Source organism: Vibrio zhugei (assembly GCF_003716875.1).
GTDB classification, from domain to species: Bacteria; Pseudomonadota; Gammaproteobacteria; order Enterobacterales; family Vibrionaceae; genus Vibrio; species Vibrio zhugei.
In genome coordinates this window covers 379,945-405,214 of the sequence record NZ_CP033078.1, presented here as the reverse complement: position 1 = coordinate 405,214, position 25,270 = coordinate 379,945, and the positions used below count along the sequence as shown (strand labels likewise).

At 46.0% G+C, this 25,270-nt stretch carries 25 protein-coding genes and 9 tRNA genes; 30 read left to right on the top strand and 4 right to left on the bottom strand.

Annotated features, from left to right (window positions below):
- The first annotated feature begins 75 nt into the window (after window positions 1-75).
- From EAE30_RS07040 to ruvX, 7 genes are all read left to right on the top strand, one after another.
- Window positions 76-981, top strand: a complete 906-nt coding sequence (locus EAE30_RS07040) for a LysR family transcriptional regulator (protein WP_123015305.1) — start codon at window positions 76-78, stop codon at window positions 979-981.
- Between the two features lie 189 nt (window positions 982-1,170).
- Window positions 1,171-2,325, top strand: a complete 1,155-nt coding sequence (gene metK, locus EAE30_RS07035; RefSeq protein ID WP_123015304.1) for a methionine adenosyltransferase — start codon at window positions 1,171-1,173, stop codon at window positions 2,323-2,325.
- A 91-nt stretch (window positions 2,326-2,416) separates the two neighbouring features.
- Entirely contained in the window at window positions 2,417-2,917 is a 501-nt protein-coding gene (locus EAE30_RS07030; RefSeq protein WP_123015303.1) for a SprT family zinc-dependent metalloprotease, read from the top strand.
- Window positions 2,918-3,058: 141 nt separating this feature from the next.
- Window positions 3,059-3,793 (top strand): 16S rRNA (uracil(1498)-N(3))-methyltransferase, encoded by a 735-nt coding sequence (rsmE, locus tag EAE30_RS07025; protein WP_123015302.1) that lies wholly within the window; start codon window positions 3,059-3,061, stop codon window positions 3,791-3,793.
- Window positions 3,794-3,805: 12 nt separating this feature from the next.
- The gene (gshB, locus tag EAE30_RS07020; RefSeq protein WP_123015301.1) at window positions 3,806-4,753 is read left to right on the top strand and encodes a glutathione synthase; all 948 of its coding nucleotides are present in this window, start codon (window positions 3,806-3,808) and stop codon (window positions 4,751-4,753) included.
- Between the two features lie 48 nt (window positions 4,754-4,801).
- A complete protein-coding gene (locus EAE30_RS07015; RefSeq protein ID WP_123015300.1) occupies window positions 4,802-5,365 on the top strand; it encodes a YqgE/AlgH family protein in 564 nt (187 codons plus the stop codon).
- Between the two features lie 42 nt (window positions 5,366-5,407).
- Window positions 5,408-5,833 (top strand): Holliday junction resolvase RuvX, encoded by a 426-nt coding sequence (ruvX, locus tag EAE30_RS07010; protein WP_123015299.1) that lies wholly within the window; start codon window positions 5,408-5,410, stop codon window positions 5,831-5,833.
- A gap of 249 nt (window positions 5,834-6,082) precedes the next feature.
- Here ruvX and EAE30_RS07005 read toward each other — a convergent pair whose 3' ends face one another.
- Window positions 6,083-7,102, bottom strand: coding sequence for a type IV pilus twitching motility protein PilT (locus EAE30_RS07005; RefSeq protein WP_123015298.1), 1,020 nt, complete (start codon window positions 7,100-7,102; stop codon window positions 6,083-6,085).
- Between the two features lie 26 nt (window positions 7,103-7,128).
- On the opposite strand from EAE30_RS07005, the gene EAE30_RS07000 reads away from it, so the two are divergent.
- From EAE30_RS07000 to hemW, 5 genes are all read left to right on the top strand, one after another.
- Window positions 7,129-7,842 (top strand): YggS family pyridoxal phosphate-dependent enzyme, encoded by a 714-nt coding sequence (locus EAE30_RS07000; RefSeq protein WP_123015297.1) that lies wholly within the window; start codon window positions 7,129-7,131, stop codon window positions 7,840-7,842.
- A gap of 33 nt (window positions 7,843-7,875) precedes the next feature.
- Window positions 7,876-8,694, top strand: coding sequence for a pyrroline-5-carboxylate reductase (gene proC, locus EAE30_RS06995; RefSeq protein WP_123015296.1), 819 nt, complete (start codon window positions 7,876-7,878; stop codon window positions 8,692-8,694).
- 69 nt (window positions 8,695-8,763) lie between these two features.
- Entirely contained in the window at window positions 8,764-9,321 is a 558-nt protein-coding gene (locus EAE30_RS06990; protein ID WP_123015295.1) for a YggT family protein, read from the top strand.
- Window positions 9,322-9,520: 199 nt separating this feature from the next.
- Complete coding sequence (locus EAE30_RS06985) at window positions 9,521-10,123, top strand: XTP/dITP diphosphatase (protein ID WP_123015294.1); 603 nt, start codon at window positions 9,521-9,523, stop codon at window positions 10,121-10,123.
- Entirely contained in the window at window positions 10,123-11,304 is a 1,182-nt protein-coding gene (hemW, locus tag EAE30_RS06980; protein WP_123015293.1) for a radical SAM family heme chaperone HemW, read from the top strand. The genes EAE30_RS06985 and hemW overlap by 1 nt, the downstream gene beginning before the upstream one ends.
- 77 nt (window positions 11,305-11,381) lie before the next feature.
- Here the strand turns inward: hemW and glsB are convergent, their stop codons facing one another.
- The gene (glsB, locus tag EAE30_RS06975; RefSeq protein ID WP_123015292.1) at window positions 11,382-12,302 is read right to left on the bottom strand and encodes a glutaminase B; all 921 of its coding nucleotides are present in this window, start codon (window positions 12,300-12,302) and stop codon (window positions 11,382-11,384) included.
- Window positions 12,303-12,380: 78 nt separating this feature from the next.
- Window positions 12,381-13,100, bottom strand: coding sequence for a tRNA (guanosine(46)-N7)-methyltransferase TrmB (gene trmB / locus EAE30_RS06970; RefSeq protein ID WP_123015291.1), 720 nt, complete (start codon window positions 13,098-13,100; stop codon window positions 12,381-12,383).
- 175 nt (window positions 13,101-13,275) lie between these two features.
- On the opposite strand from trmB, the gene mutY reads away from it, so the two are divergent.
- The 12 genes from mutY to EAE30_RS06910 all read left to right on the top strand — a co-directional run bounded on the left by mutY (window position 13,276) and on the right by EAE30_RS06910 (window position 17,282).
- A complete protein-coding gene (gene mutY, locus EAE30_RS06965) occupies window positions 13,276-14,334 on the top strand; it encodes an A/G-specific adenine glycosylase (protein ID WP_123015290.1) in 1,059 nt (352 codons plus the stop codon).
- Between the two features lie 11 nt (window positions 14,335-14,345).
- A complete protein-coding gene (locus EAE30_RS06960; RefSeq protein WP_123015289.1) occupies window positions 14,346-14,618 on the top strand; it encodes an oxidative damage protection protein in 273 nt (90 codons plus the stop codon).
- A gap of 56 nt (window positions 14,619-14,674) precedes the next feature.
- Window positions 14,675-15,802 (top strand): membrane-bound lytic murein transglycosylase MltC, encoded by a 1,128-nt coding sequence (gene mltC, locus EAE30_RS06955; RefSeq protein WP_123015288.1) that lies wholly within the window; start codon window positions 14,675-14,677, stop codon window positions 15,800-15,802.
- 105 nt (window positions 15,803-15,907) lie between these two features.
- A tRNA-Phe gene (locus EAE30_RS06950) sits at window positions 15,908-15,983 on the top strand.
- Window positions 15,984-16,071: 88 nt separating this feature from the next.
- Window positions 16,072-16,147 (top strand) — tRNA-Thr (locus tag EAE30_RS06945).
- Window positions 16,148-16,155: 8 nt separating this feature from the next.
- A tRNA-Phe gene (locus EAE30_RS06940) sits at window positions 16,156-16,231 on the top strand.
- A gap of 7 nt (window positions 16,232-16,238) precedes the next feature.
- Window positions 16,239-16,314, top strand: a tRNA-Asn gene (locus EAE30_RS06935).
- A 446-nt stretch (window positions 16,315-16,760) separates the two neighbouring features.
- Window positions 16,761-16,836, top strand: a tRNA-Phe gene (locus EAE30_RS06930).
- 48 nt (window positions 16,837-16,884) lie between these two features.
- A tRNA-Thr gene (locus EAE30_RS06925) sits at window positions 16,885-16,960 on the top strand.
- 29 nt (window positions 16,961-16,989) lie between these two features.
- Window positions 16,990-17,065: transfer RNA gene (locus EAE30_RS06920), tRNA-Asn, on the top strand.
- 38 nt (window positions 17,066-17,103) lie between these two features.
- A tRNA-Thr gene (locus tag EAE30_RS06915) sits at window positions 17,104-17,179 on the top strand.
- Window positions 17,180-17,206: 27 nt separating this feature from the next.
- Window positions 17,207-17,282 (top strand) — tRNA-Asn (locus EAE30_RS06910).
- Window positions 17,283-17,495: 213 nt separating this feature from the next.
- Here EAE30_RS06910 and djlA read toward each other — a convergent pair.
- The gene (gene djlA, locus EAE30_RS06905) at window positions 17,496-18,365 is read right to left on the bottom strand and encodes a co-chaperone DjlA (RefSeq protein ID WP_123015287.1); all 870 of its coding nucleotides are present in this window, start codon (window positions 18,363-18,365) and stop codon (window positions 17,496-17,498) included.
- A 152-nt stretch (window positions 18,366-18,517) separates the two neighbouring features.
- On the opposite strand from djlA, the gene lptD reads away from it, so the two are divergent.
- The 6 genes from lptD to apaH all read left to right on the top strand — a co-directional run bounded on the left by lptD (window position 18,518) and on the right by apaH (window position 25,268).
- Entirely contained in the window at window positions 18,518-20,857 is a 2,340-nt protein-coding gene (lptD, locus tag EAE30_RS06900; protein ID WP_123015286.1) for an LPS assembly protein LptD, read from the top strand.
- Window positions 20,858-20,903: 46 nt separating this feature from the next.
- Window positions 20,904-22,196, top strand: a complete 1,293-nt coding sequence (gene surA / locus EAE30_RS06895; protein WP_123015285.1) for a peptidylprolyl isomerase SurA — start codon at window positions 20,904-20,906, stop codon at window positions 22,194-22,196.
- Window positions 22,189-23,178, top strand: a complete 990-nt coding sequence (pdxA, locus tag EAE30_RS06890; RefSeq protein ID WP_199287095.1) for a 4-hydroxythreonine-4-phosphate dehydrogenase PdxA — start codon at window positions 22,189-22,191, stop codon at window positions 23,176-23,178. Before surA ends, pdxA begins: the two co-directional genes overlap by 8 nt.
- A 13-nt stretch (window positions 23,179-23,191) precedes the next feature.
- Window positions 23,192-24,001 (top strand): 16S rRNA (adenine(1518)-N(6)/adenine(1519)-N(6))-dimethyltransferase RsmA, encoded by an 810-nt coding sequence (rsmA, locus tag EAE30_RS06885; protein WP_123015283.1) that lies wholly within the window; start codon window positions 23,192-23,194, stop codon window positions 23,999-24,001.
- Between the two features lie 67 nt (window positions 24,002-24,068).
- On the top strand, window positions 24,069-24,446 hold the full coding sequence (gene apaG, locus EAE30_RS06880) for a Co2+/Mg2+ efflux protein ApaG (RefSeq protein WP_123015282.1): 378 nt from the start codon (window positions 24,069-24,071) through the stop codon (window positions 24,444-24,446).
- Window positions 24,447-24,455: 9 nt separating this feature from the next.
- A complete protein-coding gene (gene apaH / locus EAE30_RS06875; RefSeq protein WP_123015281.1) occupies window positions 24,456-25,268 on the top strand; it encodes a bis(5'-nucleosyl)-tetraphosphatase (symmetrical) ApaH in 813 nt (270 codons plus the stop codon).
- Window positions 25,269-25,270 lie beyond the last annotated feature (2 nt).

Below are 25,270 nucleotides of genomic sequence, written 5' to 3'. Positions count from 1 at the left end.
TTACGATTTTTTACATAGACAGCAATATGGAATTCATCGTTCCATTTTTCGAACACTCGCCATTGGAGCATTTCAATGCATGACTTAGCCGCGATTCGCGCTTTCAATGCGCTTTGCCAACATAAGAGCCTAACGGCCGCCGCCAAATATCTTGAACAACCTAAATCCACATTAAGTCGACGTTTATCGCAACTGGAAAATGATTTAGGCCGAGCATTATTGGCGCGCGAGGGGAATCGGTTAACGCTAACGAAAGCGGGAGAAGTTTACGCGTCTTATGCCGAGAGAATTCTGCATATGGCGATACAAAGCGAAGAGGCGTTACAAGAGTTAGATCAACAGGTAACGGGGACGATCACGCTGGCCGTTGATGCCAACGTAATGCGTGGCTGGATGTCCGGTGTGATTGATGAATTCATGAAGGCTCATCCGAGCATTCATCTACGTGTCATTTGTCAGTACTCATTACATGATCATCATACTGTCCCGGACTTAATTATTTGGGTCGGGCCTATCACCGCGGAGGGATACCACACGGAGCGTATCGGGCATTGGCGGTATGCGCTGTACTGCTCACCGGATTATTTATCTCAACACCCTAATCTTCATCATCCTCGTCAGCTCAGTGAGCACCCTTGGATTGATTTTATATCGCTTCGTCAAGATGGCCTCACCTTAACCCACGCCCAGCATGGCTCTTATACGTTGCCGTCATTAGATAGCCGCTTGCAAAGTGATCATCTGCCGATGCAAGCCGACTGTATCAGAAAAGGACGTGGCATAGGGTTACTACCAACCGCATTTGCCGAAGGGCTAAGGCATGCTCATCCTGATGCAATCACCCCCTGCTTAGCTGGCTGGTATACCGATCCTCTCCCTATTCACTATCTCTATCCATTAGGCCGTCAGCCGCTACGCGTAAGGCTTTTGATCGATATGATGCGCGAGAAACTGCCACAACATTGGCATAACCCCATATAAAGGGAAGGAAAAACAAGCACTCCTCACCCTGAACACGCGTAGGGATTGATGCTTGAGTGGAAAAAGATCTTGTAATTTAACCAATGAAAACTAAAATAGACGTCTAGATGTAGAAACACCTACATATTCCTCGAAAGTGCAGAGTAGCCAATCCTAAATGCTGCTCTATGAGTAAATATTGGAGTTATCATGGCTAAGCACCTGTTCACTTCTGAGTCAGTCTCAGAAGGTCATCCAGATAAAATTGCGGATCAAATTTCAGATGCCGTTTTAGACGCAATTTTGGCACAAGATCCAAAAGCTCGTGTTGCATGTGAAACCTACGTAAAAACCGGCATGGTAATGGTTGGTGGTGAGGTAACCACATCCGCGTGGGTTGATATTGAACAATTGACGCGTGATACCGTTCGTGAAATTGGTTACATCGACTCAGATATGGGCTTTGATGCGAACTCATGCGCGATTTTAAATACCATTGGTAAGCAATCACCGGATATTAATCAAGGTGTGGATAAAGCCGATCCGAAAGATCAAGGCGCTGGCGACCAAGGTATCATGTTTGGTTACGCAACCAATGAAACTGAAGTGCTTATGCCTGCACCGATTACCTACTCACATCGTTTAATGCAACGTCAAAGTGAAGTGCGTAAGAACGGTACTCTGCCTTGGTTGCGTCCTGATGCAAAATCTCAGGTAACGTTCCAATACGACAACAACCAAATTGTTGGTATTGATGCCGTGGTATTATCAACTCAACATGCTGATACCGTAAGCACCGCGGATTTACGCGAAGGCGTCATGGAAGAAATCATTAAACCAATCTTGCCAACAGAATGGTTAACTAAAGACACCAAGTTCTTTATTAACCCAACAGGTCGCTTTGTGATTGGTGGTCCAATGGGTGACTGTGGTCTAACAGGTCGTAAGATCATCGTGGATACCTACGGCGGTGCCGCTCGTCACGGTGGCGGTGCTTTCTCTGGTAAAGATCCATCGAAAGTAGACCGTAGCGCAGCCTACGCGGCTCGTTATGTTGCCAAAAACATCGTTGCGGCAGGACTTGCTGACCGCTGTGAAATTCAATTGTCTTACGCTATCGGCGTTGCAGAGCCAACCTCTATCATGGTTGAGACATTCGGCACCGAAAAAGTAGACATTGAAGTGATTGTTCGTGCAGTACGTGAAAACTTCGACCTGCGTCCATACGGGCTGCAAGAAATGCTGAACTTACTGCAACCAATCTACAAACAAACTGCCGCATACGGTCACTTTGGTCGTGAAGCGTTCCCTTGGGAAGCGACGGACAAAGCCGCAATGCTACGTGAGTTTTCGGGTCTAAAATAAGCGCTTCATCGCGTTGACCATTAAAGATTGAGGCTCTGAAGTATTCAGAGCCTTTTTTTATCGCTCATCATTCTGTTGGATGGATTGCCGTATGCTTACTCCCCATTTAATTGAACGCGCCCAAGACAGTATCCGCGAGTGCTACCAGCAGGTGAATCAGTATTTTTCCACCCAACTTGCTCTGCCTAAATTGAGTTTTAAGCTCCGTGGAAAAGCGGCAGGTAAAGCGTATATGCACCTCAACGAAATACGTCTCAACCCAACACTGTTTAACGAAAATCAGGACGCGTTCATCGAACAGGTCATCCCTCATGAAATTGCTCATTTGGTGACGTATCAACTGTTTGGCCGAGTCAAACCGCATGGCAAAGAGTGGCAAGCCGTGATGAGTCAAGTCTTTGGGCTCGTACCGGATACCACGCATCAGTTTTCGGTACACTCTGTACAAGGCAAAACGTTTGAGTACCGTTGCGCCTGTCAAACCCATGCGTTAACCATCCGGCGTCATAATAAAGTTCAGCGAGGTCAAGCTGACTATCGCTGCCAACGTTGCCATAGCACTCTTTGTTTTACTGGTCGTCAACTGAGCTGATGGATAGGCATGGTCATCACGTCTAAAAGATCGCGCGACAAAAAGAAAAACCCGTAACACAAGTGCGCTGGCCCCTTGTTTTTTCGCTTAAAAGCATCCATGTTAATCGCTAGTTAGAAATCATTTATCGAGAACCCATTAATGCGAATCCCCCGTATTTATCATCCTGACATCATTGAACAATTGGGAGAGCTTTCTCTCGGTGACGATGCCGCTGGTCATATCGGACGTGTGCTACGCATGCAGCCAGGACAAGAAGTGTTACTATTTGATGGCAGTGGCGCTGAGTTTCCAGCCACCATTACGGAAACCACAAAGAAGCACGTCCGCGTGAATGTCACGCAACGTATCGAGTCCAGCTGTGAATCGCCCCTTGATTTGCATTTAGGCCAAGTGGTGTCACGAGGGGATAAAATGGAGTTTACGATTCAAAAATCGGTCGAGCTCGGGGTGAATGTCATTACCCCATTGATCTCTGAGCGCTGTGGCGTGAAACTGGATGCGAAACGGTTTGAAAAAAAACTGCAGCAATGGCAAAAAATAGCCATCGGAGCGTGTGAGCAAAGTGGACGCAATCGTGTCCCTGAAATTCGCCCCATTATGTCATTAGAGCAATGGTGCGCTGAAAATAGCGACGCTTTAAAGCTCAACCTTCATCCGCGAGCTCAGTATTCCATCAATACCCTACCTGAGCTTGCGACGAACAAAATTCGTTTGTTGATTGGTCCTGAAGGCGGGTTATCCGCGGAAGAAATTGCCATGACCCACCAATACCAATTCGAAGAAACATTATTAGGCCCCCGCGTTTTGCGCACAGAGACAGCGGCCTTAACTGCTATCACAGCCCTGCAAGTCCGCTTTGGTGACTTGGGGTAACGGAGAAAAATAATGATCAAACTCGGCATTGTAATGGACCCTATTTCGTCCATAAATATCAAGAAAGACACCAGCTTTGCGATGATGCTTGAAGCCCAAAGTCGTGGTTATGAAATTCACTACATGGAAATGAATGATCTACACTTAGATCAAGGTGTCGCGTTTGCCGATACGAAAACCGTCACCGTAAAACATGATCCCGAAAACTGGTATGAATTTACCTCAGAGCAAACCATACGCTTGTCTGAGCTTGATGCCGTACTCATGCGCAAAGATCCACCGTTTGATACTGAGTACATTTACGCAACGTATATCCTTGAGCGCGCAGAAGAAGAAGGCACGCTGATCGTTAACAAACCGCAAAGTCTGCGTGACTGTAATGAGAAACTGTTTACCGCTTGGTTCCCAGCTCTCACCCCTAATACCATCGTGACACGTAAAGCCGACAAAATTCGCGCCTTCCGTGAAAAACACGGTGATATTATTTTAAAACCACTTGATGGTATGGGCGGCTCGTCCATCTTTCGCGTCAAGGAAGGTGATCCGAACATTGCTGTCATCATCGAAACCTTAACAGAGCAAGGCAATATTTTCTGTATGGCGCAAAGTTTCGTTCCCGACATTAGTAACGGTGATAAACGTATCTTAGTGGTCGATGGCGAACCAATGCCTTATTGTTTAGCACGTATTCCAGCGAAAGGGGAAACTCGAGGCAATTTAGCCGCTGGCGGTCGTGGTGAAGCACGCCCGATCAGTGACACCGATCGTCGTATCGCCGAAACTGTCGCGCCGATTCTGAAAGAGAAAGGGTTGATCTTTGTTGGTCTTGATATTATCGGCGATAAACTGACCGAAATTAATGTGACCAGTCCGACATGTGTTCGTGAAATAGAAAATGCCTTTGATATTTCTATCACAGGTAAACTGATGGACGCGATTGAACGCTACGTCAACGCCTAAACATCTTACTCAGGGGGAGCGATTCCCCCATTGCCTGAGGATACAAACATGAATTTAAGCAATCATTTTCTTGTTGCTATGCCCAACATGCAGGATCCTAACTTCCAAAACAGTGTGATTTATCTCTGTGAACATAATGAAGAAGGCGCAATGGGATTAATCATTAACACCCCTATCGATGTGACAGTGGAAGGCATGTTAAAGCAGGTGGATGTTGAGCCTGCTTACCCGCAATCACAACCCGCAAGCCTCGCAAAACCAGTGATCAATGGTGGACCTATTGCCGAAGATCGCGGCTTTTTCCTGCATCGACCGGGAGATCATTACACCTCCAGCGTTACCATGTCTTCTGATATTGCCATTACCACCTCAAAAGACATTTTATCGGTGTTAGGTACCAGCGCAGAACCCGAGGACTACCTTGTTGCCTTGGGGTATTCGAGTTGGTCTGCTGGACAACTGGAAGCGGAATTAGCCGAAAATGCGTGGCTGACCATTGAAGCGGATGCCGATTTAATTTTTAATACACCGCTCAGTGAAAAGTGGCACAAAGCCATCGCGACATTGGGCATTAGCCCAGCTCACCTTTCTGGTGATAGCGGGCATGCTTAAGCGGCTTTTCTATCGATATTCACGCTAAACAAAGAGCACATTATGTCGCGTACAATTATGGGATTTGATTTTGGGACTAAAAGCATCGGTAGTGCCATAGGTCAAGAAATCACGGGAACCGCCTCTCCTCTCAAAGCGTTTAAAGCCAACGATGGCATTCCTAATTGGGATGATATTGAAAAGCAGATTAAGGAATGGCAACCCGATTTACTCGTTGTTGGTTTACCCACCGATTTATCGGGACGTGATCTTGAAACGATTACTCCTCGTGCAAAAAAATTCGCGAACCGATTGCATGGACGCTTTGGTTTGCCCGTTGAATTGCATGATGAACGTTTATCGACCACCGAGGCACGAGCGTCTTTATTTGAGCGTGGCGGTTATCGTGCTCTGAGCAAAGGGAATATCGATAGCCAATCGGCTGTAGTTATTTTGGAAAGCTGGTTTGAAGCTTTATGGTCCGAGTAGCCAATAATCAAATAAAGCGCTGAGAGTCATAAGAAAGGAGCCCAAATGGGCTCTTTTTTTATGATCAACGCCCCGCCCTCAATCGATATCGATTTTTATGCCATGCAGCGATCCGCTGCTGTCATCGGTCTCTTGTTGACTGTTTATTAATAGGCGTAAATCGTTGGCTCAATCGGCATGATGCATGGCATTTTACTCGGTAATCTTGTTCCGCAGAGTAACTGATCCCATTCCTCATCAAAGGGTTACCTACTCGACTATTTGAAACGCTTCATCGGCTTCAACCACTCCTCTATCTACTAATTGGCGTGCACTTTGCTCTAAAGTCTGCATGCCATGTGCCGCCCCGGTTTGAATCACCGATTGCATTTGCGCGACTTTATCTTCCCGGATTAAATTACGAATTGCAGGGGTGGCCAGCATAATTTCATGACAAGCCACTCGCCCACCTTGCGGTTTTTTCAGTAGATTTTGCGCAATCACGGCACGTAGCGACTCCGATAACATTGAGCGCACCATTCCTTTATCCGCACCGGAAAACACATCAATGATGCGATCAATGGTTTTCGCTGCTGAGCTGGTATGCAAGGTCGAGAGGACGAGATGGCCTGTTTCTGCCGCGGTCAGCGCTAGACTGATCGTTTCTTGATCCCGCAGTTCTCCCACCAAAATGACATCCGGATCTTCACGCAATGCAGAGCGTAATGCCGCTTTAAAGCTGTAGGTATCACGGTGGACTTCTCTCTGATTTATAAGGCATTTATCATTGGTGTGAACAAACTCTATCGGGTCTTCAATCGTCAAGATATGCTTATTCTTGGTTCGATTGATCTCATTGACCATGGCCGCTAATGTGGTCGATTTTCCGGAACCGGTGGGTCCTGTGACCAGCACTAATCCTTTTTCATAATGGCTGATGCGATTAAAGATTTCCGGAGCACCCAACTGTGATAGAGTAGGAATATCAGTCGGAATCGTCCGAAATACTGCCGAACTACCCCGTGATTGATGGAATGCATTCACACGAAAACGGCCGACATTCGCCAACTCAAAAGAAAAGTCGACTTCCAACTTTTCTTCGTATTCCCGTCTCTGGGCATCATTCATGATGTCAAACACCAGACGATGAATGTCGGTATGAGAACAAGCAGGAATGTCGAGTTGTCTAATATCACCATCAATACGGATCATGGGAGGGACACCTGCTGAAAGGTGCAAATCCGACGCATTATGCTTTACACTAAAATCGAGTAGTTCAGCGATATCCATTTATTTTCCTTAATTAAAGTCTAGCTATGAGTATTCAAGAGAACATTGAACACATCACCTCACTCATTGAAAGCGCACAAACTAAGTTTGGACGCAGTCAGGGATCCGTGCAACTGCTTGCCGTCAGTAAAACCAAACCCCCTGAAGCGATCATTGCTGCGACGCAGGCAGGTCAACGAAAATTTGGCGAAAACTATGTCCAAGAAGGTGTTGAAAAGGTTCAGTACTTTAATCAGCACTACCCTGATTTATCGCTCGAATGGCACTTTATTGGCCCCTTACAATCCAATAAAACACGGGCCATTGCTGAGCATTTTGCTTGGGTTCATACCATTGACCGTGCAAAAATCGCGCAACGCTTAAATGATCAACGCCCTGCAACCCTGCCCCCATTGCAAGTGCTTATCCAGATTAACATTAGCGGTGAAGCCTCTAAATCGGGAATACAGGAAAGCGAACTTTTTGAGCTGGCCGAATTGATTTCCACGCTTCCCAACCTCACGTTAAGAGGAGTCATGGCCATTCCTCAAAATGTCCCTGACTATGCTTCACAGCTGGCCGCCTTTCAAAAGCTGGCCAGCTACCAACAAACATTGGCAACACGCTACCCACATATAAATACGCTTTCGATGGGTATGAGTGGCGATATGGAAGCGGCGATTGAGGCAGGAACGACCATGGTTCGAATCGGGACCGCCATTTTTGGCCAACGAGATTACTCTCACGCACATACTGAATGATTCGCATAGATAACCTACGGAGAATAGACTGAAATGGAACAAAGAAAAATTGCCTTTATTGGCGCTGGTAACATGGCTAAAGCGATCATTGCAGGGTTAGTCCGCAGCGGATATCCATCTGATCACATTTTGGTGTCTTCTCCTACCCAAACACGGCGTTTACCGATGGAGCAAGAACTGGGTATTCGTACAACCAGTGATAACTTACGTGCGGTTCAAGAGAGTGATGTTGTCGTGCTTGCAGTCAAACCCCAATTGATGGCCGAGGTGTTTGAACCACTACAGGGGGTCGATGTCAGCAATAAGCTCATTATATCCATTGCCGCAGGCATGCCAGTTGCACGCATCAATGAGATTTTTGCGACGCAATTAAATGTCGTCCGTGTGATGCCAAATACCCCATCATTAATCGGCAAAGGTATGAGTGGCTTGTATGCGACGGAGACAACACCGGCGGCAGATCGTGACTTTACCGAATCCTTAATGAAGGCGGTGGGTGAGATATGTTGGGTAGAACAAGAGTCACAAATCAATGGCATCATTGCTGCGGCCGGCAGTGCACCCGCCTACTTTTTCTTGTTTATGGAAGCGATGCAAAATGAAGCCATCGCACAAGGGTTTGATCGTGACACGGCGCGCTTATTGGTTCAACAATCGGCGCTAGGCGCTGCGCACATGGTCGCCGAGAACGACCAACTATCACTCTCAGAATTGCGTGCTCAAGTCACATCAAAAGGTGGCACAACCGCAGAAGCCATTAATACGTTGCAAGCCTTGAATCTTGAAAAAACGGTTGCTGAAGCAATGCAAGCCGCGGTAACGCGCGCGCAAGAAATGGAAACATTATTCTAACTGTCATTGGCGCCGCATTGCGGTACCATTGACGTAAATTTTTATCATGCCAATTAAAAAGGGCCCTTTATGAATGCACTGACTTTTCTAGTCTCCACAGTACTGGACTTGTATATCATGGTTGTGATTTTACGCATCTGGCTGCAAGCAGCTCGAGCGGACTTTTATAACCCATTTTCTCAATTCGTGGTTAAAGCAACACAACCGGTCGTCGGTCCTCTTCGTCGTATCATTCCATCGATTGGCAGCTTGGATATGGCGACCTTACTGTTTGCGTATGCATTATGTCTATTGAAATTCATTGCATTAGTCGCCATCAGTTCAGGCAGTATGATTTCCGTCAGCCCTTACTTATTTTTCATCTCTGCGCTGGCTTTAGTCAAAGCCGCAGGTGGCTTATTGTTTTGGGTATTGATCATCCGCGCGATTATGAGTTGGGTGAGCCAAGGCCGTAGTCCGATTGAATTTGTATTTCATCAATTAACGGAACCAATGCTGGCGCCGATTCGCCGTATTATTCCGGCGATGGGCGGACTCGACTTAAGCGTACTGGTCCTTTTTGTACTATTGCAATTTGCCAATTACCTCATGGGAGATTTAGTTGGCCCACTGTGGTTCCAATTATAATGTAAATCTGCCGTTGTTAACGTCTCAACACGCCTCATAAATCTCCACCTCCGGTGGAGATTTTCTTTTTCTCGCTAAGACAAACCTCGTTGCTCTTCACAGATTCTGGTATCCTTTCGCCATCAGTCATACCGCCTAATCATCTCCATAAACGCTCGATGTAGACCGTTTCTAATGGGGCAATAGAGAGAATATCCGCATGAATAAAAAGATAGTGTTAGCGACCGGCAACCAAGGCAAAGTCCGAGAAATGGCTGGGCTGCTGGCCGATTTTGGGTTCGATGTCATCGCCCAGAGCGAACTGAACGTGTCATCAGTACCCGAAACGGGGACCACCTTCATTGAAAATGCGATCATCAAAGCACGTCATGCGGCAAAAGAAACTGGGTATGCGGCTATCGCAGACGACTCTGGCCTTGAAGTTGACTACTTACGTGGTGCGCCGGGAATCTACTCCGCCCGCTACGCGGGAGAAGACGCTTCTGACGAAGACAACCTCAATAAATTACTGGAAGCCATGCACGATGTGCCACAAGCGCAACGTACTGCCCGTTTCCACTGTGTTCTTGTCTTTATGCGTCATGCTGAGGATCCTACGCCGCTTGTCTGTCATGGCCAATGGGAAGGTCGTATACTGCAGGAAGCTCACGGTGACAACGGATTTGGTTACGATCCTATTTTTTGGGTACCAGAAGAAAACTGTGCGTCGGCTGAGCTTGAGCCATTACGTAAAAAACAGCTTTCTCATCGCGGACAAGCGCTCACCAAACTTTTTCAAGCGATTAAAGAGCAACAATCTTAATGCTAACGCCACCAGCACTCAGTTTATATATCCATATTCCATGGTGCGTGCAGAAATGCCCGTACTGTGACTTTAACTCGCATGCTTTGAAAAATGACATTCCAGAGCAAGCGTATATTCAGGCTCTACTCGACGATCTCGATCATGATATTGCACGGTATCATCTGGTCAACACTCCACGTCCACTTCATTCTATTTTCATTGGTGGTGGGACACCGAGCTTAATTTCAGCAGAAGGTATTGGCGCATTATTAGAGGGCGTGAAAGCACGGCTAGACATCACGGATAATATGGAAGTCACCATGGAAGCCAATCCTGGCACTATCGAAGCGGAACGCTTTGCCGGCTACCGCAAAGTCGGCGTGAATCGCATTTCGATCGGTGTGCAGAGCTTTGAAGCCGAGAAACTGCAGACGTTAGGCCGTATCCATGGTCGCGATGAGGCACTCCGTGCCGCTAATCTTGCTCACACCATCGGTCTTAATAGCTTTAACCTCGATTTGATGCATGGCTTACCCGATCAAACCCCACAACAAGCCTTGGCCGACTTAGATCAAGCGATCGCACTGAATCCACCGCATCTCTCTTGGTATCAGTTAACGATTGAACCCAATACTTTGTTCTATTCAAAACCCCCACAATTGCCTGATGAAGACGATTTATGGGATATTTTTGAACAAGGTCATGAGAAACTGGCAGCCGCTGGCTATGTACAATATGAAATTTCCGGTTACAGCAAACCGGGGTATCAGTGCCAGCACAATCTCAACTATTGGCGCTTTGGTGATTACCTCGGCATTGGTTGCGGCGCTCATGGTAAAATCAGTTTTGACGATGGTCGTATCGTACGTACCACCAAAGTGAAACATCCGAAAGGCTATTTGGCCGCCTTCAATAATATGGTGAAACCTTACTTGGATCAGGAAACTCTAGTTTCAGACAGCGATAAACCGTTTGAGTTTTTCATGAACCGCTTTCGTTTAATGGAGCCATGTCCAAAACAAGACTTTATCGAAACGACCGGTCTGCCCTTAACGGCCATTGAAAGCACGATTCAATGGGCTGTAAACCAAGGTTACTTGAGTGATAATGCTGACTGTTGGCAAATTACCCATAAAGGTAAATTGTTCTTAAATGATCTGTTAGGGGCATTCATGCCCGAGGATGACGACGAGTCATAAAACGCTCAACATGACGCCTCGGTTTGAGGCGTCATCGCGATGACGGACTCTAACGCGGCATACTCCGCGTCTTTGTTTTAGAAAATAGAACGTCCAATCCGCTCTGAGAGTAATTCTAACGCTCGCGTGCCTGCAAGGGAGTTACCGGATTTATCCAACTCGGGTGACCAGACTGCGATGGTCATTTCCCCTGGAACAATAGCAATAATGCCGCCACCGACCCCTGATTTCCCTGGCATTCCCACACGATAAGCAAACTCACCGGCACCATCATATAACCCACAAGTCGCCAGTAATGCATTCATTTGTTTACTCTGGACATCAGAAATGATCGCTTTACCCGTAATCACTGAGCGACCTTGATTGGCCAAATAGCTGAACGTTTTCGCTAATTCAACACAGCTCATTTCCAGCGCACATGCATGAAAATAATTATTCAGTACAGGAAGCACCTCATTCGAAAAATTATTAAATGAACGCATGAGATAGGCAATCGCCGCATTACGATCACTGTGCATCATTTCAGAGTGTGCGACCTCTTTGTCATAAATGATATGAGGATTACCGGACAGCTCACGTACAAACTCTAATAAACGATGTCGCGGCGCAGACAAACGGCTATACAGCATATCGGCAATCACAATTGCCCCGGCATTAATAAACGGGTTACGCGGTATCCCCTGCTCAACCTCTAGCTGGATCAAAGAGTTAAAGGCTTGACCAGACGGTTCTTTGCCGACTTTTTTCCAGAGTTCGGCGGGTTCATACAGCTCCATCGCGAGGGTTAAGCTCAAAGCTTTCGAGATCGATTGAATCGAAAAACCTTCTTGCGAGTCGCCGGCTTGAATCACTTCGCCTTCGTTTGTGAATACAGCAATCCCTAATTTGTCATTCGGGACACACGCTAACGCGGGAATATAATTCGCGACATGGCCTTGGCCAATTAAGGGACGAACTTCCTCTAAGATGCTGTTTAATATTTCTTGTGTCGGTTTCATCCTCTTTCTCCAAAGGGAAAAAATGCCAACATTAAACAATGTTGGCATTAATGATTCATACTTGATTGAGTGTTATCTTTACTCAGTGCGCTGGAACTTAATATCCCAAACACCATGACCAAGACGATGACCACGAGCCTCAAATTTCGTCAACGGTCGCTCATCTGGACGGGGAATAAACGGGCCATCGGTCGCAATATTTCGATAACCCGGTGCTTGCTCCATCACTTCAATCATATGTTCTGCGTAGTTTTCCCAGTCTGTTGCCATATGGAAAACACCGTCATTGAGAAGCAATTTGTGACGCACCATTTCAGCGAATTCAAGCTGCACAATCCGGCGCTTATGGTGACGCTTTTTATGCCATGGGTCAGGGAAAAATAGCTGAACCGTTGCCAAAGTGTGGTCAGGAATCATATGTGCAAACACTTCGACCGCATCGTGACACATCACGCGCAAATTGGTTACACCTTCTTCTTTCGCGGCGGACAAACACGCTCCCACACCAGGCGTGTGCACTTCGATACCGACGAAATTTTTCTCTGGTGCATTCTTTGCCATTTCAACCAAAGACGCGCCCATACCAAAACCAATTTCTAGTACCACTGGGTTGTTATTACCAAAGACCGCTTGCCAATCGAGCAGTTGCTCTTGGAAATCAATCCCCATTGTCGGCCAACATTCAGCCAAGGCAGTTTCTTGACCTTTGGTTAATCGGCCTTCACGACGGACAAAGCTACGGATTCTGCGCTTTATTTTGCCGTCTTCAGTCAATTCGTTAGTCGTTACTTCACTCATTGGTTTTGCCTGCACATTGATTAATCAGAGCGGGAATTATCCAAAGAATTGCCTTCGGTGCAAGTAATAAACCGAAAAACCTCACTGGTTTTCTTCCCTGCGGTTTAGTCTCAACAACTTATCGACTACACTATGCGGCAATTTTACATCATTATCATCATAAAAAGAGCCTGTCGTGACCCCTTTTGCAAAGTCGATCCTCAATTGGTATGACGCCTACGGACGTAAGAACCTTCCGTGGCAACAGAATAAAACCGCCTACAGCGTATGGCTGTCTGAAATCATGCTACAGCAAACGCAAGTCGCTACGGTGATTCCTTATTATCAGCGGTTCATGGAACGCTTTCCTACTGTGCAAGCGCTAGCAGAAGCGCCGCAAGATGAAGTCTTACACTACTGGACTGGGCTTGGCTATTATGCGCGCGCGCGCAATCTCCATAAAGCGGCTCAAGTTGTGGTTAACGAGCACCATGGCGTTTTCCCGCAAGATCTGGAGGCGATGAATGCCCTACCGGGGATTGGCCGCTCAACGGCCGCCGCCATTTTATCCTCGGTGTACCGACTTCCCCACGCGATTTTAGATGGCAATGTGAAACGGACATTAGCGCGCTATTACGCCATTGAAGGATGGCCGGGGCAAAAACGTGTCGAAAACCAATTGTGGGAATATGCAGAGCTCAATACCCCTGAGACCGATGTCGATCATTACAATCAAGCCATGATGGACATGGGGGCGATGATTTGTACACGTAGCAAGCCCAAATGCTCATTGTGTCCAGTCGCAACGGGGTGTCTGGCCTATCAACAAGGCAATCAAACCGACTATCCGGGCAAAAAACCTAAAAAAACCAAGCCAGTACGTGAAGCATGGTTTGTGATGCTACATCATGATAATGACGTGTGGTTGGAACAACGTCCACAAAGTGGTATTTGGGGTGGTCTATACTGTTTTCCAGAACACAAAAATAGCGCGATTGAGGACCTATTGGATGCTCGCGGAATTCAACCAAAGCACATTGAAAAGACCAGCACATTAAACGCGTTTCGCCACACATTCAGCCATTATCATTTGGATATTACCCCAATTTTGGTTGAACTAACGAGCAAACCTCAGCAAATCATGGAAGCCAATAAAGGCCTTTGGTATAACTTGACGGTTCCGGAACAAATAGGCTTGGCAGCCCCTGTTAAACAGCTGCTAGAAAGTTTACCATTTGAACTAACATCTAATTAAGGGGATAGACTATGAGTCGCACGGTATTTTGTGCACGCCTACAAAAAGAAGCAGAAGGCCTCGATTTTCAACTGTATCCAGGTGAAATCGGTAAACGTGTTTTTGATAACATTTCAAAAGAAGCCTGGGCCGAGTGGCAACATAAGCAAACCATGCTGATCAATGAAAAGAAACTCAACATGATGGATCCCGAGCATCGTAAGTTACTTGAAACCGAAATGGTCAATTTCTTATTTGAAGGACAAGATGTCCACATTGAAGGTTACACACCGCCAAGTGAATAAAACATTAGGCTGGCGAGTGTCGTCAGCCTTCTTTTTTACGTATGGATAAGGGACGAATGAAAAAAACGCTATGCACTTTACTTGTATTATCATTGACGGGATGCAGTCGAGAATTCATCGAAAAAATTTATGATGTCGACTATGAGCCCACCAACCGTTTTGCCAAGCATTTGGCGCAGCTTCCTGGTCAATTCAAGAAAGATACTGCGGCGTTAAACCAACTCATCAACGCCTTTTCAGGCAAAGTAAAAAATAAATGGGGCTCGCGAGAATTCAAAATCGCGGGTAAACGTAACTACGTTAAATATATCGATAACTATCTCAGCCGTGCCGATGTTAACTTTGAATCTGGCAAAATAGTTGTCGAAACGGTCGCCACCACAGAGCCTAAAGAACACTTACGCCAAGCGATCATTACCACGCTACTGACACCCGATGATCCCGCCCAAGTCGATCTTTTTTCGTCGAAAAAGATCACGCTCAAAGGACAACCATTCCTCTATAAACAAGTAGTCGATCAAGACCATCAGCCCATCCAATGGTCATGGCGAGCAAAACGTTTTGCCGATTACCTAATCGCACATCATCTCAAAGTCAAAACCGTTGATTTTAAAAAATCCTACTATGTCGATATTCCAATGGTGGATAATCAGGTCGAAATCCGTAGTTACCAATACGCCAGTATCGTGCGCAAAGCCTCGCGACGCTATGGAATTCCAGAAGACTTAATTTATGCGATTATAAAAACCGAGAGCAGTTTCAACCCCTATGCGGTGAGCTGGGCAAATGCCTATGGCCTCATGCAAATTGTCCCTAAAACAGCAGGACGCGATGTATTTAAGCTTGTCAAAAAACGATCAGGCCAACCCTCTCCGCAATATTTATATAATCCTGCCAATAATATCGATACTGGAACGGCTTACTTTTATCTTCTCAAACATCGATACCTAAAGCAGGTGCAAAATCCGGTCTCGTTACAGTACAGTATGATTTCAGCGTATAATGGTGGCACAGGCGGAGTGTTAAACACCTTCAGTCGTAATCGCGCTCGTGCGCTTCGGGATATTAACCAATTACAACCCAATCAAGTTTATTGGGCCTTAACGAAAAAACATCCGAACCAAGAATCACGCCGTTACCTAGAGAAAGTGACACGTTATAAAAAAGAATTTAATCAGCACTAAAAAGCCTCACTTTGTCTAAAATAACGACAAATAACACCTTTTTTCATTTTTTTTTCAAAAACAAGTTGACGGGAGTACGGAAAATCCGTTTAATAGCGCCCCGTTGCCCGGATAGCTCAGTCGGTAGAGCAGAGGATTGAAAATCCTCGTGTCGGTGGTTCGATTCCGCCTCCGGGCACCATTATTTATAGTCTGGTGTTGGTTTAAAACGTCAGAAACAATGTGAAAGGTTGATGTTAATAGTCATCAACGAGCAATAGATTTAGTGTGCCGACTTAGCTCAGTAGGTAGAGCAACTGACTTGTAATCAGTAGGTCATCAGTTCGATTCCGATAGTCGGCACCATTTATATTGCCTCGATAGCTCAGTCGGTAGAGCAGAGGATTGAAAATCCTCGTGTCGGTGGTTCGATTCCGCCTCGAGGCACCATTATTGTTCCCCCTTAGTTCAGTTGGTAGAACGGCGGACTGTTAATCCGTATGTCGCAGGTTCGAGTCCCGCAGGGGGAGCCACTATTCGAAAAGCCACAGCACTCGCTGTGGCTTTTTTCGTTTCTCCTCCCCTTTCGACTCATGCCCGCTCATCAATACTTACAGACTGATCGGTAAGCTGACCTCATTTTGTGATGACGGCATGAGAATAAGACTTATCGTTGACGTATATTGATACGTTCATGCTGATTTTATCCAACTAATATAACATACCCATCTGTGGCTTATACTTCTGTCGCCCTATTTTCCTCGGCTAACAGGGTGTTATAGATGATTGAGACTCTGATTTTTGCGGTTTTTTAGCCGATTCCCAGTGTATCTTTTTTCGAACACCACCCGAGTTTCTAGTACGCATGCGAATAAAATGGATAAAAACAGCCCATAACGTATAGAAAAACAACAAACGATCATTTTTTTGCAATTTCCTGTTGACGTGAAAAGCGAAAAACCTTTTAATACACCTCGTTGCCCGGATAGCTCAGTCGGTAGAGCAGAGGATTGAAAATCCTCGTGTCGGTGGTTCGATTCCGCCTCCGGGCACCACAAATTTTATGTTGGTGTTCAATAACTTCAACAAAACAAAATTAGTGTGCCGACTTAGCTCAGTAGGTAGAGCAACTGACTTGTAATCAGTAGGTCATCAGTTCGATTCCGATAGTCGGCACCATCTATTCTCTTCATGAGAAGACAATTTGTTCCCCCTTAGTTCAGTTGGTAGAACGGCGGACTGTTAATCCGTATGTCGCAGGTTCGAGCCCCGCAGGGGGAGCCACTTTTTACTCATAAGTCATAAGACTTGTTAGTATCAGTGCCGACTTAGCTCAGTAGGTAGAGCAACTGACTTGTAATCAGTAGGTCACCAGTTCGATTCCGGTAGTCGGCACCATTTCTCTTTAATGAGAAAACAATTTGTTCCCCCTTAGTTCAGTTGGTAGAACGGCGGACTGTTAATCCGTATGTCGCAGGTTCGAGTCCCGCAGGGGGAGCCACTATTCGAAAAGCCACAGCACTCGCTGTGGCTTTTTTCGTTTCTCCTACCCTTTAAAATACCACTGGCGCATGAGCGTTGACGGCGGTGACTTTTCAGCGACGATGTATTGCCTCTCCCCCGCAAGATACTTTGCTGCAAATTGTATAGATAAAAAAATGCGGTACCGACGCACATCGGTACCGCATGGATTCCATCGAAAGAGATCTTACACTTATCGTATATCTTTCTCTTTCTTAATCACATCATAAGCATTTTGAATTTGTTGTGATTTCTGCTTGGCCACATTCATCATTTCTTTCGGCAAGCCTTTGGCCATCAATTTGTCCGGATGATGCTCGTTCATCAGTTTACGATAGGCACGTTTAATGGTTTTTTCATCATCCGATGCCTTAACGCCCAACACCTCGTAGGCATCGGCCAACTGACTGGCTTGAGAAGCCTGTTGCCACCCCCGGCTTTGTTCAGAGCGATGTGACTGCTGCTGTCCTCCAAAACTGCCATTACCACGCTGAAAACGAAACGCCGCTTCTTGCATGCGCAAACGACTTTCTAGGTGGGCGGCGGAAAAGCCTAGCCCTTTAGCAATGGTAAACAACAGCTCTCGTTCACTGGCTTGCAATTCGCCATCAGCAAACGCAGAGGAGATTTGTAAATCCAAGAAGAACTGCAACAAATCACCCCGCCCGGAAATCATTGAGCGAATTCTTTGCAGAGTTTCTTGTAAAGGAAAACTCGACTCTTTGCCTTCTCGAAAGGCGTTTTGCGCGGCCCGCAGCTGCTCGCCGTACAAGCCCATTCGCTCCATCACCTGCGTCGCCAGCTGGATTTCTTGCTGGGTAACGTTGCCTTTGGCTTTCGCTACGTGCCCCATAACCGCAAACGCCGCATTAAAATACTCCTGCTGGAGCTCTTCTTGATTCACTCGCGGACCGCCGCCAAAAGCCTGTCCAAAACCGCCCGCTTGATTGATACTTCTCCCTTTATCAAACTGATGTCCAATAAAAAGTCCTAACGCTGCGCCAATTGGGCCTCCAAATAAGAAACCAAAAAAAGCGCCAAGAATTTTGCCGAAAACCTGCATTATGTGCTCTCACATGTGAATTTTTAACTTGTTAAGCAGTCTGGTAGTGTCTGATACTGCAATTTCCTTTATGATATGACCAACTCATTAATTTTTTGATTTTTGCTTTCGATTCTAGGAATCATTTAAGCTAAACAGGATAGTACAACCCAATGTTACTTTTTTCCCGCACGTTTTTAGCCGCTTCGATTACTGCGGCTCTATTCGCGCCGCAAGTTCTGGCAAAACAAACCCAGTCTTTAGCGGCCATTGACCAATGTGTCATCAATGAACCTGAGCCGGAAAACTCGAAGAGTCAGCCTATCAATGTAGAGGCCGATAAGCTAGAAGCAATTAACGGCAATAAAGCAACGTATTCCGGCAACGTCGTCGTTACACAAGGTAAAAAACATATCAAAGCTGATAATGTCACCTTGCACCAGAAAGAAAATGTGGTGGTTGCCGAAGGTAATGTGCAATTTAATGATGGCCAAGTCAAAACTCGTTCAGACAAAGCAACCAATAATCTTAACACCGATAAGATGACACTGGAAAATACCGACTACAAGTTCTTGTGTCAGCCAGGTCGTGGTAAGGCGGTGTATGTCTCGAGAACCGGTAAGCGTATTTATCAAATTGAAGATGGGTCAATCACCACCTGTCCTGAAGGCGATAATTCATGGCGCTTCGTCGCTTCAAGTATCGATGTCGACCAAGATGAAGAAGAAGCCACGTTCTACAACCCTCGTTTTGAAATCCAAAATGTCCCTGTGATGTATTTGCCGCTTTTGACCGTTCCTATTGGTGATAAACGTAAAACGGGCTTTTTATACCCTAGCGTTTCCTATGGCTCTAAAGAAGGGATGGAGTTAGAGGTTCCTTTTTACTGGAACATTGCCCCAGAATACGATTTAGAATCATCAGTGCATTATATGGAAAAACGGGGCGTGCAGTTGAATAACAAATTCCGTTATTTAACTGAGTTCGGTCAAGGTCAAATCACCTCTGAATATTTACCTGATGATAAAGAATACGATGAGGACTCAGCGCGCTGGGGGGTTCAATATGAACATAGCGGCATTTACAAAAAGAACTGGAAGTTCTCAGTCGATTACTCAAAAGTCAGTGATATTGACTATTTCTCTGATTTAAATTCCAGCATTGGTAACCGTGAAGACGGCCAATTGATGCAGGAAGGCGAAGTGCAATACCGGACGCATAGCTGGGATTCTTCCTTACTTGTGCGAAACTTCCAACTACTGACAGAAAGCACGGATGATTCTCCGTATAAACTTTTGCCTAAGCTGTCATTTAACTATCACGCACCGGAACTCATGCGCTTTTTAGATTTTGATGTGAAAAGTCATGTGGCGCGTTTTGAAACAGATGCGAACAATAAACCATCGGCAACTCGTGTCCATGTTGAGCCTGGCTTGACCATTCCCATTGCCAATACATGGGGCTCATGGACTACCGAAGCTCGCGTTTTAGGCACCTATTACCAGCAAGATTTGAATGGGGTTAACCTGTCCAATCTTCGTGCCGATGGCTATGACCTTAAAGAGAATGCGTCGCGCGTGATTCCTGAATTCCGTTCACATGCTGGCATCACTCTCGAAAGTAATGACAAGTTCATGGGGGAATATACGCAAACACTGGAACCACAAATTCAGTATTTGTATATCCCAGAAGAGAAACAAAACGACATATACTCGTACTACGATACCACGCTACTGCAAACCGATTACTATGGGTTATTCCGCTCGCATCGCTATAGCAGTATCGACTATATTTCATCAGCGAACCAATTGAGCTATGGGGCCAGTACGCGTTTCTTTGACGATCAATACAAAGAGCGTTTCAACTTATCGTTTGGGCAAGTCTTCTACTTCCACTCTGCTTCAACGCCTCCAGATATCGATCAAGACTCAGGGAGTTCCAACTTCTCTGCGTGGGCGTTGGATGCCGACTTTAACTACGATGATTCCATTTTCTATCATGGCGGCTTACAGTTAGACAGTGATAAAAACACCGTTCAAACTGGCAACAGCACGTTGGAATATCGCTTTGATAAAGGGTATGTGCAGGCAAATTATCGTTATGTGAGTTTGGATTATATTCAAGAGCAAGCCAGCTTTATCACCAAAAATAACTATCGTAACTACACCACAGATGGTATTTCACAGGCAGGGCTTCTGGGAGCGTATCAACTGTCACCAAAATGGTATGCGACGGGTCAATACTTTTATGATCTCACAACGGATGAACCTTTAGAGTGGATCGCTGGTCTACGTTATACATCGGATTGCTGGTACTTCGGTATGACATACAGTCGTGAACTGGATCATTGGGAATCAAACTTATATGACTACCCGAATGCCGAGCCTTCGTATGAAAACAACTTTGGCATTAGCTTCGGGATCACTGGTCTTGGTACGAACATGGGCTCAGACCTGATTTCAAGCAGTAGCTCATCGCTCGGTTATGGCCGCCCATTCTTCTTGAATAACTAAATTTTTAGGGGCGAGATTTCGCCCCTCTATTTCAATAGGATCTGAAATGAAATTGTGGAAACACCTATTAATTGGTTTCGTGACCTTAATGACATGCACAGCCGCAGTTGCGAAATCTGTCGAGCTCGATAATGTCGCTGTCGTCGTCAATAATGGCGTCATTTTGCAAAGCGACATTAATAACGCGATGAATCGTATTAAAGCGAACGCGAGCAAAAATGGTAAAACACTACCGAAAACCTCGGTTTTGCGTGATCAGATCGTCGATCAATTGATCATGGAAAAACTGCAAGAGCAAGAAGCGGATCGCATTGGTGTTAAAATCGATGACTCGCGCCTTGATGCAGCGATTAATGATATTGCCAAACGTCAATCACTCACCAAAGCGCAATTAATCAGCTCGGTACAAAAAGAAGGCATTTCGTATGCAGATTTCCGCGCGGAAATTCGCAAAGAGATGAAAATCAGCGAAGCTCGTAACGCTTTAGTTCGTCGCCGAGTGAATATCATTCCCGCTGAAGTCGATAATATGGCGAAGCTGCTAGAAGAAAAAAGCGATGCGACCGTCCGCTACAATATCAGTCATATTCAACTGCGCTATAATGAAGACAACAAAGCAGCCATGATAGCTAAAGCGAAAAAAATCATTGAGCAGTTGAAACATGGGAAAGATTTCTCTCAGTTGGCGATGACCTACTCCAAAGGTCCAAAAGCCCTGAAAGGCGGTGACTGGGGTTGGATGCGTAAAGAAGAAATGCCAACCATTTTTGCTGACCATATCACAGACGAGAAAAAAGGCGATATTATCGGTCCATTCGTCAGTGGTGCTGGTATCCACATCTTAAAAGTGGACGATGTAAAAGGGTTACCTAACGTCTCTGTCACCGAAGTCAAAGCGCGTCATATTTTGATTAAGCCGAGTATTATTTTAAGTGATGATGGCGCGAAAAAAGAACTCAACAACTTCATCAAGCAAATTCAATCCGGCCAAGCTAAATTCGGCGATCTTGCTGAGCAATACAGCCAAGACCCAGGGTCGGCCTCGCAAAAAGGCGACCTAGGCTACCAGACAGTGGATAATTTTGTTCCCGAGTTTAAACACAAAGTGGAAGAGCTACCGATTGGTAAAATCAGTAAACCATTCAAAACGGTACACGGTTGGCATATTGTTGAAGTAATGGCTCGTCGTAATGTTGATAAAACAGACGCCGCGATGAAAAATAAAGCGTATCAAATCTTGTTTAAACGTAAGTTTAATGAAGAAGCCAGCACTTGGCTGAAAGAGCTACGAGCCAGTGCCTATATTGAAAAAATGAAGGATAATAGTAGTGATAGTTAGAAAATTGGTGGTTACGGCCGGTGAACCCGCAGGAATTGGACCGGATCTGGTTCTTGCTCTTTCGCAACATGATTGGCCGCACCAATTAGTCATTTGTGCCGATAAAGCTCTGCTGCAAACACGCGCAGAACAACTCGGTATTGATGTCCAATTACTCGATTACGACGCCACAAGCCTCGCGGTGCCGCAAAAAGCGGGCTCATTGGTTGTCGATCATATCCCGCTAGCAGAACCTGTTGTCGCGGGCCGCTTAAATGAAGCGAACGGCTATTATGTATTAAATACGCTGAAAAGAGCGGCTTTAGGCTGTATGAATGACGAGTTTGATGCTATTGTCACCGGCCCTGTACACAAGGGGATAATTAATCGTGCAGGCGTCGCATTTAGCGGCCATACTGAGTTCTTTGCCGAGATATCAAACACACCATTAGTGGTCATGATGCTCGCAACACAAGGTCTACGTACCGCTCTGGTGACCACACATTTACCCTTAGCGTATGTGTCGAAAGCCGTCACCCCTGAGCGCATAGAGAAGGTCATCGACATTCTCCATCATGATCTAGTGGAACGCTTCGATATCCCCGCTCCTCGTATCTACGTGTGTGGTTTAAATCCACACGCTGGAGAAGGCGGAGTGTTAGGCCATGAAGAAGAAGTAACGATTAACCCAACGCTAGAGCGGTTAAGACAGGAAAAAGGCTACCAATTGATTGGATGTCTCCCTGCTGACACGATTTTTAGCGAGAAAAATTTAAATGATGCTGATGCGGTGTTAGGCATGTACCACGATCAAGTACTGCCTGTACTAAAATATAAAGGATTTGGGCGAGCCGTTAATATTACCTTGGGTTTACCTTTTATACGGACATCTGTAGACCATGGCACAGCATTAGATTTAGCTGGAACTGGCCTTGCTGATTTAGGCAGTTTTCAAACAGCGTTGCAACAAGCCATTGAGCTTGTTGATAAGAAAGCACAATAATTCTGAGAATACTATGAGAAATGATGTCCATATGGGACACAAAGCGCGTAAGCGTTTTGGTCAAAACTTTCTAAACGATCCGTACATTATTGACGGCATCGTCGCTGCCATTAACCCACTCCCAGGGCAAAACTTGGTAGAAATCGGTCCAGGTTTGGGCGCACTGACTGAGCCTGTGGCGCGTGAAATTGATAAAATGAGCGTGATTGAGCTCGACCGTGATTTGGCAGAACGCCTGCGTACTCATCCTGACTTAGCTGAGAAGCTAACGATTCATGAAGGCGATGCGATGCGCTTTGATTTTTCGACGCTCGTGAAGCCGAACGAGCCGCTGCGTATCTTTGGTAACTTGCCCTATAACATTTCGACCCCGTTGATGTTCCACTTATTTGAGTATCATGCGGATATTCAAGATATGCACTTTATGCTGCAAAAAGAAGTGGTGAAACGTCTGGCAGCCGGCCCCGGTAGTAAAGCCTATGGCCGCCTCACGGTTATGGCACAGTACTACTGTAAAGTTGTTCCGGTTCTAGAAGTCCCACCGACCGCATTTGTACCGCCACCAAAAGTGGATTCGGCCGTTGTACGCTTAGTTCCTTATGATGTATTGCCTCATCCAACCACCAATATGAAATGGTTAGAGCGCGTGGTAAGGGATGGATTCAACCAGCGACGTAAAACCGTTCGTAACTGCTATAAAGGCCTCGTCGATGCCGATACGCTCGAGTCTCTGGGGATCACGCCAAGTATGCGCCCTGAAAACTTGACCTTAGAGCAATTCGTGACTCTCGCTAACTTTCTTGATGCGAATCATACTGCTTAAATAACCGATCAATAGGACGGCTTCATGTCGTCCTATTGGTATGTGCTGATCATTCTAAGGAGCCTAAATGGACCACCAACCTGGCATTCAAATTCACGTTCAAACGCGATACATTCCAGAACAATCCACTCCTGAAAACAATCACTACCTCTTCGCGTATTTAATCACCATCAAAAACCTGACCTCTGATACTGTGCAGTTGCTGAGTCGACGCTGGCTGATCACGGACGCCAATGGCAAACAAATTACCGTAGAAGGTGATGGCGTGGTTGGGGAGCAACCGATGATTGAAAGCGGCCAAGAATATAGCTATACCAGTGGCACTGCACTTGAGACGCCTGTTGGCGTTATGCAGGGACATTATGTTATGAATGACCATAACGGTAACGAATTTACGACGAATATTGAGCCCTTTCGTTTAGCAATGCCCAATGTTCTGCACTAAGGAGGAGTGATGGCAACCTATATTGTCGGTGATATTCAAGGCTGTCTAGACGAGCTACAAAGCCTATTAAATCATGTACATTTTGATCGACAACATGACCAACTGTGGCTCGCCGGTGATCTCGTCGCACGAGGCCCAAAATCACTAGAGACATTGCGCTTTGTTCGCTCGCTTGGCGATGCCGCTCAAGTGATTCTTGGTAACCATGATCTGCACCTCTTAGCGGTTTCACTCGGCATTCATTCACCAAAGCCGAAAGATCATACGCAACCCATTTTTTCTGCGCCAGACAAAACCGAGTTACTCAATTGGCTGCGCCAGCAACCACTTCTGGCTGAACACCCAGAATTTATCATGTGTCATGCGGGGATTTCGCCTCAATGGGATCTCGAGACCGCTCGTGCTGCCGCCAAAGAAGTAGAGGACATTCTCCATCATGGCGATTGGCAATGGCTCTTGAAAAACATGTATGAGAATAAGCCTGATTATTGGTGCCATGATCTGACAGGCATTCAACGCTATCGCTATATTATCAATGCGTTTACCCGTATGCGCTTTTGTTACGCTGACGGACGTTTAGATATGCAATGCAAACGACCACCTAAAGATATTCAAGACCCCACGATCATGCCTTGGTTCGAGACACCTGAGCGCGTCTCTGTGGCGAAACCGATTATCTTTGGACATTGGGCTGCCTTGGAAGGATATCGTGGTGAGAACCTTTATGGGCTTGATACTGGCTGTGTTTGGGGAGGATGCCTGACGATGCTTCGCTGGGAAGACCAAACCTTTTTTGAACAGCCCTCGCTCAGCGCCCAATAATC